Origin of the sequence: Mesorhizobium sp. M7A.F.Ca.US.014.04.1.1 (assembly GCF_003998745.1) — a bacterium.
Taxonomy (GTDB): domain Bacteria; phylum Pseudomonadota; class Alphaproteobacteria; order Rhizobiales; family Rhizobiaceae; genus Mesorhizobium; species Mesorhizobium ciceri.
Window position 1 is genome coordinate 1 of the sequence record NZ_RZRW01000142.1, and the last position, 9,138, is coordinate 9,138.

Genomic DNA, 9,138 nt, shown 5'->3' on the forward strand with positions numbered 1-9,138 from the left:
GCGACCAGCATTTCGGCGTGCCTTTCGACATCGGCTGCGCCTGGCTGCATGCCGCCGACCGCAATCCCTATTTTCCCGAAGCGCAAGTGGCAGGCTGGACGTTGCATCATCACGACATGAATGTCGATCATCTCTACTACCGCGAGCGCAAGGCGAGCGAAGCGGAAGAAGCCGACATGAAGGCCGCCGACGCAAAGCTGTTCGAACTGCTGGCCAGGCATGAAGTGAAGGACGGAGATGACGATCGTCTTTCGGCGCTGTTGGCAAAAGGCCATGCGCCGCGCGCCGCCGCCACCTTCGCCGGGCCGATGGATTTCGGCGCCGACGAGGACGAAATCTCGATCCTGGACTTCCAAGCCGCCGCCGATCTCGACCCGAACTACTTCAGCAAGGAGGGCCTTGGCGCGCTGGTGGCGCGTTTCGGCGCCGGCGTGCCGGTCGAACTGTCGACGCCGGTGCGTAAGATCCTGTGGGACGTGCCCGGCGTCGCCTGCGTCACCGATCGCGGCACCGTCCGCGCCAAAGCGGTGATCGTGACCGCTTCGCCGGCGGTGCTCGCCTTCGAGGAGTTCGCGTTCTCGCCGGCCCTGCCCGACACCCATTTTGGCGCCTTCTTCGACCTGCCGATGGGCATGCTGACCAAATTGCCGGTCGAAATATCGGGCACAAGGCTCGGGCTGCAGCCTTTCGACGACCTGCTGATCGAACGGATGGCCAGGCACGACATCTATTTCCTGTGCTTCCCGTTCGACCTTGACCTGATGGTCGGGTTCGTCGGCGGCGATTTCGCCTGGGAAATGTCGGCGGCCGGCGAGGCGGCCGGCATCGACTTCGTCGTCGACCGGCTGTGCGGCATCTTCGGTGGCGATACGCGCAAGCATGTCGGACGCGCCATGATGACCAATTGGGGCGGCGAGCGCTTCGTGCGCGGCGCCTACGTCGCCGCCCGCCCTGGCCGTTCACTGGCGCGCGCCGCGCTCATGCAGCCGGTGGCCGACAAGATCTTCTTCGCCGGCGAGCACTTGGCCGGCCCGCTGATGCAGACCTGCGGCGGCGCACGGCTGTCGGGCGAAGCGGTGGCAAGACAGGTTGTCGCCCAGCTTGCGGCCAAATAGCTTCAGGAAAATGTGGAACGCCGCGCGGCTGTTCGCGTTGGGCACGGGCCGCCGTGAACATCTATGTCACCTCCGGTGAATTGAGACCGACATGAAACTCTTCGACTGCCCCCATTGCGGCCATCGCATCTATTTCGAGAACGCCCAGTGCCTGAACTGCGGGAACCCCGTGCTCTACGATCCCGAGCACGCCTGTTTCGCGCTGGCGAGCGCCGACGGCATCTTCCAGTGCACCAACGCCGATGAATGCGCCTGCAACTGGATGGCCGAGCCCGGACACGCCTTTTGCCGCGCCTGTGCGCTCAACCAGTTGATCCCGGATCTCTCCGTCGACGGCAACCGCCGCCGCTGGATCCGTGTCGAAGCGGCGAAGAAGCGCGCCATCTATTCGCTGCTGGCCTTCGGGCTGCCGGTGGCGCCCAAGCAGAACCCCGCCGACGAGATCGGGCTGGCCTTCGACTTCCTCGCCGATCCGATCGGCGGCGGCCCCGGCGGCGAGCGGATCCTGACCGGCCACGACAATGGCCTGATCACGCTCAACGTCGCCGAGGCGGATTCGGCCGAGCGCGAAAAGCGCCGCGTCGAGATGGGCGAGAACTACCGCACCTTGCTCGGTCATTTCCGTCATGAGCTTGGGCACTATTATTGGGACCGCCTGATCCGCGACGATCCGCACCGGCTCGAAGCTTTCCGCGCACTGTTCGGCGATGACCGCGCCGATTACGAACAGGCGCTGAAGGCCTATTATGCCAATGGTGCGCCGCCCGACTGGCAGCAAGGCCACATCTCGGCCTATGCGACCTCGCATCCATGGGAGGACTGGGCCGAGACCTGGGCTCACCACCTGCACATCACCGACACGCTGGAAATGGTGCACGCACTGAACTTTCCGCTCGGCCGGCTGGAGACGGTGGAGGCCAACGACTTGCCGCGCGGCGACACAGGCGGCGAATTGCAGGCCGCACCCTCGGAGCCGCCGACCGCGCCCGAGTCTTTCGAAAAGATCCTGGCCCGCTGGCTGGTGCTGTCGGAAGCCTCCAATTCGATCAACCGCTGCATGGGCCTGCCGGACCTCTATCCCTTTGTCATTTCGGACGTCACGGCGCGGAAATTGGACTTCGTTCACGAACTTCTGACCGATTTGCCTGGAGAACAGGGAACAAATCGTGAGTTGGCACAGGCGCTTTAGCGGGAACGCATGAGCTGCTGCCCCGTTTTCGCTGGCGAGGGACCATGAAAACGGAGAGAAACCATGAAATCCCTGTTGTTTCCGGCGGTCGCCGGAATGCTGACCGTGATGTCGGGCGCCGCGTTTGCCGACACCGCCGTCTCAGCCGTCACCGATCTTAACGTTCGCGCCGGACCCGGCCCGCAATACCCTGTCATCGGCGTGCTCGCCGCCGGTCAGTCGGCAACGCTCAATGGCTGCATCGAAAACAGCAAATGGTGCACCATAGCCGAGGCCGGCGGCCAGGGCTGGGTCTATTCCGACTATGTGACGGCCGATATAGGCGGCAGCCGGGTGGTGCTGACGCAACGGCGCGCCAGCGTTGCTGTCGTCTCGCCGCCGGAGGACATCGGCAACTACTCGACCGATTATACCGGCGCGATCATCGCCAGCGATCCGGTCGTCGATGACTTCCCGCCGCCCCCGGCTGAAGTCCGCACCTATGTCGACACGCACCGCCTCGATCCCATCTATCTCGATGGCGAAGTGGTCACCGGCGCGACCCTGCCCGACACCGTCGAGCTGCGCGAGATTCCAGACTACAATTACCGCTATGTCTATGTGAACGGCCAGCGGGCGCTGATCGATCCGCAGACCCGGCGCATCATGTACGTCGTGCGCTGACGACAATTGACATAAGCGGCCGCTGCCACAGCAGCGGCCGCCGGCAGGCGGCACCGCAGCGTCGCCTCTTGTGCGCCGACGCTGCTCTGAGCATTGTCCTTTGCGGAAGACTTCCGATTTTTCCGGCGGTCGGTTAGTCAATAGGCGATGACTTTGGCAAAGGAGCCCGCGTGACCATCGATCCGGCCGCCTTCGAGCGCTACAGGCATTCGCCGAACGCCAGGACGACCTTGCCGCGCCTGTTGCTCGGAACGGGGATCGTCGTCCTTTTTTGGGCAGCAACCACCGTGGCCGTGCTGGTCGGCGGCACCTATGCCTTCTTCGCCCGGCAGGCGGCCCCATCATCCGGCATGCAGGGTTTCCTCGCCTCGCCCATCGGCATTCTCACCGCGCTCGTCTCGTTCGCCGGCATCTGGATCGGCCTGTGGGTCGCGATGCGCTGGGTGCATGGCGAGAAGCTGTCGGCGCTGCTCGGCAACAGCCGGCGTGTTTCATGGTCCGGCTTCCTCAAGGGGCTGATCGCGGTGCTGATCACCTCGTTGATCTCCGAAATCCTGCTCTATCTCTTGCAGCCGCAGATCGCGCGCGGCCCGATCAGCCTGTCGTCCTGGCTGCTGTTTGCGATCCCGATCGCCGCGCTCACTCTGTTGCAGACCTCGTCGGAAGAGTTGCTGTTTCGCGGCTACCTGCTGCGCGGGCTGGCCAGCCGGTTCAAGAGCCCGTTCATCTGGGCGCTGCTGCCGGCCCTGCTGTTCACCTCGCTGCATTGGAGTGCGAGTTCGTCGCCAGCCATCAACGCCTGTGTGCTGGCGTCGATCGCCGCTTTCGCGTTGCTGCTGACGCTTGTCGTTTACGCAACAGGCAATCTCGGCGCCGCGCTGGGTGCTCATCTCGGCAACAACCTGACCGGCTTCCTGCTGATCTCGCATCAGGAAAGCTACAATTCCTTCGCCCTGTTCAACGCCAGGCCGCTCGAGGGACCGGGCTGGGCAACGTCGGATGCGGTTCTCATCGCCTTCATCGGCATCGCCTGCAGCCTGCTGACCATCGGGCTGCTTTTGCATCCGCGCTCGCCGCTCAAGGTCGCCGCCGAGCTTCCGGACCGCGCGAGCACGGCCTGAATGCGGGTCCGGGAATGACGCTACCCGGCCCTTGTCTTGACTCTTGCGCAGATTTCCTGTCTACACGCCCCGAATTCCGCGACGAGTATCCCTCCGAGCAAGCCGACCAGGACGCCGAAACCTCTTTGAGGTGAAGTGCTGTAAATCGATCCTGGAGGCCAACACCCGGCAGCGCTGAGCGCCCCCGGGTGCTTTTTGGTTTTGGCTTTTGCTTGGACTTTTGGTTGGACACTGGGCGCGAACGCATTACCTCTCGGGCACCATCCGGGTGCCAGGGAAAAGGAAAACGAATGTTTGAATCGCTACAGGAACGTCTTGGTTCGATCCTGAACGGCCTGACCGGCCGCGGCGCGCTGTCGGAGGCTGATGTCTCGGCGGCGCTGCGCGAGGTGCGCCGTGCGCTGCTCGAAGCCGACGTGGCGCTGGAAGTGGTGCGCTCCTTCACCGACAAGGTGCGCGAGAAGGCCGTCGGCGCTGCCGTGGTCAAGTCGATCAAGCCCGGCCAGATGGTCGTCAAGATCGTTCATGACGAACTGGTCGACATGCTCGGCGCTGAAGGCGTCGCCATCGATCTCAATGCCCCGGCGCCGGTCGTCATCATGATGGTCGGCCTGCAGGGTTCCGGCAAGACGACCACTTCGGCCAAGATCGCCAAGCGTCTTTCCGAGCGTCAGAACAAGAAGGTCCTGATGGCCTCGCTCGACACGCGGCGCCCCGCCGCGCAGGAGCAGCTTCGCCAGCTCGGCGAACAGGTCAAGGTCGCCACGCTGCCGATCATCGACGGCCAGTCGCCGGTCGACATCGCGCGCCGCGCCGTGCAGGCGGCCAAGCTCGGCGGCCACGACGTCGTCATCCTCGACACCGCCGGCCGCACCCATATCGACGAGCCGCTGATGGTCGAGATGGCCGACATCAAGAAGGTATCGAGCCCGCACGAAATCCTGCTGGTCGCCGATTCGCTGACCGGCCAGGACGCCGTCAACCTGGCCAAGAGCTTCGACGAGCGCGTCGGCATCACCGGTCTCGTGCTGACCCGCATGGACGGCGACGGCCGTGGCGGTGCTGCCCTTTCGATGCGCGCCGTCACCGGCAAGCCGATCAAGCTGATCGGCACCGGCGAAAAGATGGACGGGCTGGAGGAATTCCACCCCAAGCGCATCGCTGACCGCATCCTCGGCATGGGCGACATTGTCTCGCTCGTCGAAAAGGCCGCCGAGAACATCGACGCCGAACAGGCGGCGGCGATGGCCAAGAAGATGCAGTCGGGCAAGTTCGACCTGAACGATCTCGCCGGCCAGCTTCAGCAGATGTCGAAGATGGGCGGCATGGGCGGCATCATGGGCATGATGCCCGGCATGGGCAAGATGAAGGACCAGATGGCCGCCGCCGGTCTCGACGACAAGATGTTCGGCCGCCAGCTCGCCATCATCTCGTCGATGACCAAGGCAGAGCGCGCCAATCCCGATTTGCTCAAGCATTCGCGCAAGAAGCGCATCGCTGCCGGTTCCGGCACCGACGCGGCCGAAATCAACAAGCTGCTCAAAATGCATCGCGGCATGGCCGACATGATGAAGGCAATGGGCGGCAAGGGCAAAGGCGGCGGCCTGATGCGCGGCATGATGGGCGGCCTCGCCTCCAAGATGGGCCTCGGCGGCATGATGCCCGGCGGTATGGGTGGCATGATGGGCGGCGGCATGCCGGACCTGTCGAAGATGGATCCCAAGCAGCTCGAAGCCTTGCAGAAGCAGGCGCAGGCAGCCGGCCTAGGCGGCGGCATGAAAGGCCTTCCCGGCGGCGGTGGCCTGCCCAGCGGCATGCCAGGTTTGCCCGGCGGCATGAAACTTCCCGGGCTTCCCGGCCTCGGCGGTGGCGGGCTGCCCGGCCTTGGCAAGAAGAAGTGAGGACGCCATGAACGAAGAAAAGGACATGGCCGACGCCCGCGCCCTCCTGGCAGATTACCGGGCGTCGATCGACAACATCGACGCAGCCCTCATCCACATGCTTGCCGAGCGCTTCCGCTGCACCAAGGCGGTTGGCGTGCTGAAGGCGACTCATGGCTTGCCGCCGGCCGACCCGGCACGCGAGCAGCAGCAGATCGCCCGGCTTCGCCAACTGGCGAAGGATGCCCATCTCGACCCGGATTTCGCGGAAAAGTTCCTCAACTTCGTCGTCCGCGAAGTGATCCGCCACCACGAACAGATCGCCGCTTCCAACGGCGTGACGAAAACCAACTGAAACCCAATCAACGAACTTAGTTTTTAGGAGAAAAGAAATGCCCTTGAAGATCCGACTGGCCCGTGCGGGCTCGAAGAAGCGTCCTTACTACCACGTCGTCATTGCCGACGCCCGTTCGCCGCGTGACGGCCGGTTCATCGAGTCCATCGGCTCGTGGAACCCGCTGCTGCCCAAGGACGGCGAACGCGTCAAGGTCGACGCCGACCGCGTCAAGCATTGGCTGGCGCATGGCGCCCAGCCGACCGACCGCGTGCTGCGCTTCCTCGACGAGGCCGGCCTCGTCAAGCGCGACGCCCGTTCCAACCCGAAGAAGGCCGAGCCGGGCAAGAAGGCGCAGGAACGCGCTGCTCTTCTGAAGAAGGCGCAGGAAGATGCCGCTGCTGCCGTTGCCGCCGCCGCGGCTGCACCGGCCGAGGCGGAAGCCGCAACCGCCGAATAAGTATTTGCTCTATCGCATCCAGGAAAACGGCGGGCCATGTGCCCGCCGTTTTTTCATTCGACCCTGTCTGTAAAAGCCGCCCGGTCAATAGCCGCGCGGGCAGCGGTCAATATAGACGCGGCCACGGCTATCGCGGTAGCGGCATTCGCCACGCTCGCTCGCCCGGCCGATCAGCGCGCCGGCAACAGCGCCGACAGCACCACCGACGACGGCGCCTTCAACCGGATCGCCGGCGACGGCCGCACCGACGGCAGCGCCACCGAGGCCGCCTACGGCCGCGCCTTTTTCCGTTTGCGAACAAGCGGCGAGCGGCACCAGCAGCGCCATCAAAAGCATCGTTTTCTTCATCGTCGTTCCTCTCCGATAGGAGCCGCCTCCGCCGCCGGGCGAATCTCTAACTCGCAACTCGACGATTCGATCCCTGAGATATTGCCCGGCAAAGGGTTCAGGCTTCGAGCCGAAAGCGGTGCTTCGATCCGGATCTAACGGCTGAACGGGATCAGCGCGCGGAGCCTGGAATCGCGCAGATACAGGCCACCCCACAGGATAATGCCGAGATAGACGCCGAACAGAATGTGCGAGAACAGCGGGTTGTCGACGCGGACATTGGTGGCGATGGCGCCGCCCATATAGGCAGTAAGCAGGATGGCGCCGAGCACCGAGGTGCGCGGCAGCGCGTAGAGAGCGGTCGAGATCAGGCCGATGACGCCAAGCATGCGCGCGACATTCGGATCGGCCGGCCAGCCAAGCGGTACCATCGTCTGGATGACGATATCGAGCGGCGGCAGCTTGATGGCGCCGTCGAAGATCATGAACAGCACGATGACGCCGCTGAGCGCGCGGCCGGTCCACAAAGCGCCCGGCGAGACGGGCGCGGTTTCGGAAATGCTCATGATGGTCCCTCCTGATGGTTCTATCCCCTTCTTGCTGGGGTCGAACCAAGGACGTGGCATGGAGCGGCGATCCGACAGCGGGGCAGATTCTTTTAAGCCCGCGCGCCTTTGCCTACGAAAAATAGAACTTTTCCGCCGGGATCATCTTCGGCGGCGTTTCGCCAAGCGCCTCGAACACCGAGATTTCGCAGACACGGCAGAGGCTGTCGAGAGCGAGGTCGTTGGCTTCGGTCCCGAACGGATCCTCGAGCTCTTCCGACAGCGCGTCGAGGCCGAAGAAAGTGTAGGCGATCAGCGCGGTGAACAGCGGCGTCGCCCAACCGGTGGTCGAGATCAGGCCGATCGGCAGCAGCAGGCAGACGATATAGGCCGTGCGATGCACCAGCAGCGTGTAGGCGAACGGCAAGGGCGTACCGGCGATCCGCTCGCAGCCGGCCTGGATGGCCGCGACCGACGCGAGCCTCTCATCGAGGATACGAAAGCCGATCGTGTCGACGTCGCCCGCCAGGCGCTGCGCATTGGCACGCCGGCCCATGCGCCTGACCATCTCATCCGCCGGATTGGAAAAGGCTGCTGCCTTGTCCGCCTCCGCGTCGATGAAGGCACGGGCATCCTTCATGCTGTCGATCTTGCGCAACTGCCCGCGCAGGAAATGACAGAAGGCGAGCGCTTCCATCAGCAGGGCGCGCTGTTCGGTCTGGTCCGGGATGAGGCTGGTGGTGGCGCGTGCCAGGTTGCGCATTTCGAAGACCAGCGCGCCCCACAGCTTGCGCGCCTCCCACCAACGGTCGTAGGCGGCGTTGTTGCGGAACGAGAGATAGATCGACAATGTCACGCCGACCAGGCCGAAAGGCGTGATGTTGAAGACGCTGAAATCAAGCTGGAACCGGCGCGCCGCGGCCAGGATGATCGCGGAATAAAGCGCGAAGCCCAATATTTGCGGCAGAATGCGTGGCACGACCGAACCGCGCATGATGAAGAACAGCTGCAGGAATGTGGGGCGCGGGCGAACGATCATCGAAGGCCTTTCACGGACCGGCACTGGCCCTCAGCTTCTCTATTGTGCGATGCGACAGCTCTGCAAGCCCAGCCGCCAGCGACATCGCCATGTCGTCCTTGCAGCGCCTGGACTATCGGCACGCGCCGGTCGCGGATATTGAAGAGCACGTGGGCTGCGGCCCGTTTTTTGCAGGCGAGGGAAGACAGATGGCCGGCGAAACCGATCTCAAGACACTGCTGGCGTCGATGACACCGGAGCTGCTCGCCGGCGCCTATGTCTTCGTCACGCTGGCACCCGGCGTCCCTCAGCCGGAAGGCGTTGAGCCGGTGATGGTGTTTCGCGAGCGCGAGGGTGTGACGCTGATCGTGACCGAGGAGGAGGCCAACGCCGCGGCACTGACCGCTTCGTTCCGCTGCCGGATGCTGACGCTGAACATCCATTCGTCGCTGGAAGCCGTCGGCTTCCTCGCCGCCATCACCACGC

At 64.3% G+C, this 9,138-nt stretch carries 10 protein-coding genes and 1 pseudogene; 8 read left to right on the forward strand and 3 right to left on the reverse strand.

Features of this window, described 5'->3' with window-relative positions; all coding sequences use genetic code 11:
* The 7 genes from EOA22_RS12270 to rpsP form a co-directional block, all read left to right on the forward strand.
* Positions 1 to 1,115: FAD-dependent oxidoreductase (locus tag EOA22_RS12270; RefSeq protein WP_127389991.1), on the forward strand; the 1,115-nt coding region annotated here is incomplete at its 5' end.
* 91 nt (positions 1,116 to 1,206) lie between these two features.
* Positions 1,207 to 2,304: a putative zinc-binding metallopeptidase gene (locus EOA22_RS12275; RefSeq protein ID WP_013528805.1), complete on the forward strand. Its 1,098-nt coding sequence runs from the start codon at positions 1,207 to 1,209 to the stop codon at positions 2,302 to 2,304.
* A 63-nt stretch (positions 2,305 to 2,367) separates the two neighbouring features.
* Positions 2,368 to 2,967, forward strand: a complete 600-nt coding sequence (locus tag EOA22_RS12280; RefSeq protein WP_063169558.1) for a DUF1236 domain-containing protein — start codon at positions 2,368 to 2,370, stop codon at positions 2,965 to 2,967.
* A 170-nt stretch (positions 2,968 to 3,137) separates the two neighbouring features.
* Positions 3,138 to 4,088 carry a CPBP family intramembrane glutamic endopeptidase gene (locus EOA22_RS12285; RefSeq protein WP_013528803.1) on the forward strand — a complete coding sequence of 317 codons (951 nt, stop codon included), beginning with the start codon at positions 3,138 to 3,140 and terminating at the stop codon, positions 4,086 to 4,088.
* 290 nt (positions 4,089 to 4,378) lie between these two features.
* The gene (ffh, locus tag EOA22_RS12290; RefSeq protein ID WP_024504031.1) at positions 4,379 to 5,989 is read left to right on the forward strand and encodes a signal recognition particle protein; all 1,611 of its coding nucleotides are present in this window, start codon (positions 4,379 to 4,381) and stop codon (positions 5,987 to 5,989) included.
* 7 nt (positions 5,990 to 5,996) lie between these two features.
* Entirely contained in the window at positions 5,997 to 6,323 is a 327-nt protein-coding gene (locus EOA22_RS12295) for a chorismate mutase (protein ID WP_013528801.1), read from the forward strand.
* Between the two features lie 37 nt (positions 6,324 to 6,360).
* Complete coding sequence (gene rpsP, locus EOA22_RS12300; RefSeq protein ID WP_013528800.1) at positions 6,361 to 6,762, forward strand: 30S ribosomal protein S16; 402 nt, start codon at positions 6,361 to 6,363, stop codon at positions 6,760 to 6,762.
* Between the two features lie 84 nt (positions 6,763 to 6,846).
* Here rpsP and EOA22_RS12305 read toward each other — a convergent pair whose 3' ends face one another.
* The 3 genes from EOA22_RS12305 to EOA22_RS12315 form a co-directional block, all read right to left on the reverse strand.
* Positions 6,847 to 7,110 (reverse strand): glycine zipper domain-containing protein, encoded by a 264-nt coding sequence (locus tag EOA22_RS12305; RefSeq protein WP_013528799.1) that lies wholly within the window; start codon positions 7,108 to 7,110, stop codon positions 6,847 to 6,849.
* A gap of 134 nt (positions 7,111 to 7,244) precedes the next feature.
* Positions 7,245 to 7,655 carry a DoxX family protein gene (locus EOA22_RS12310; protein ID WP_063169559.1) on the reverse strand — a complete coding sequence of 137 codons (411 nt, stop codon included), beginning with the start codon at positions 7,653 to 7,655 and terminating at the stop codon, positions 7,245 to 7,247.
* A gap of 112 nt (positions 7,656 to 7,767) precedes the next feature.
* The gene (locus tag EOA22_RS12315; protein WP_063169560.1) at positions 7,768 to 8,673 is read right to left on the reverse strand and encodes a bestrophin family ion channel; all 906 of its coding nucleotides are present in this window, start codon (positions 8,671 to 8,673) and stop codon (positions 7,768 to 7,770) included.
* Positions 8,674 to 8,912: 239 nt separating this feature from the next.
* Here EOA22_RS12315 and EOA22_RS38815 point away from each other — a divergent pair.
* Positions 8,913 to 9,138: pseudogene (locus tag EOA22_RS38815) on the forward strand (ACT domain-containing protein); the annotation flags it as partial.

Bases quoted from the DNA above. Each gene is read 5' to 3' on its own strand.
- EOA22_RS12310 (WP_063169559.1), bottom strand. From the start codon at position 7,655: ATGAGCATTTCCGAAACCGCGCCCGTCTCGCCGGGCGCTTTGTGGACC.
- EOA22_RS12315 (WP_063169560.1), bottom strand. From the start codon at position 8,673: ATGATCGTTCGCCCGCGCCCCACATTCCTGCAGCTGTTCTTCATCATG.
- EOA22_RS12280 (WP_063169558.1), top strand. From the start codon at position 2,368: ATGAAATCCCTGTTGTTTCCGGCGGTCGCCGGAATGCTGACCGTGATG.
- EOA22_RS12275 (WP_013528805.1), top strand. From the start codon at position 1,207: ATGAAACTCTTCGACTGCCCCCATTGCGGCCATCGCATCTATTTCGAG.
- EOA22_RS12305 (WP_013528799.1), bottom strand. From the start codon at position 7,110: ATGAAGAAAACGATGCTTTTGATGGCGCTGCTGGTGCCGCTCGCCGCT.
- EOA22_RS12295 (WP_013528801.1), top strand. From the start codon at position 5,997: ATGAACGAAGAAAAGGACATGGCCGACGCCCGCGCCCTCCTGGCAGAT.
- rpsP (WP_013528800.1), top strand. From the start codon at position 6,361: ATGCCCTTGAAGATCCGACTGGCCCGTGCGGGCTCGAAGAAGCGTCCT.
- ffh (WP_024504031.1), top strand. From the start codon at position 4,379: ATGTTTGAATCGCTACAGGAACGTCTTGGTTCGATCCTGAACGGCCTG.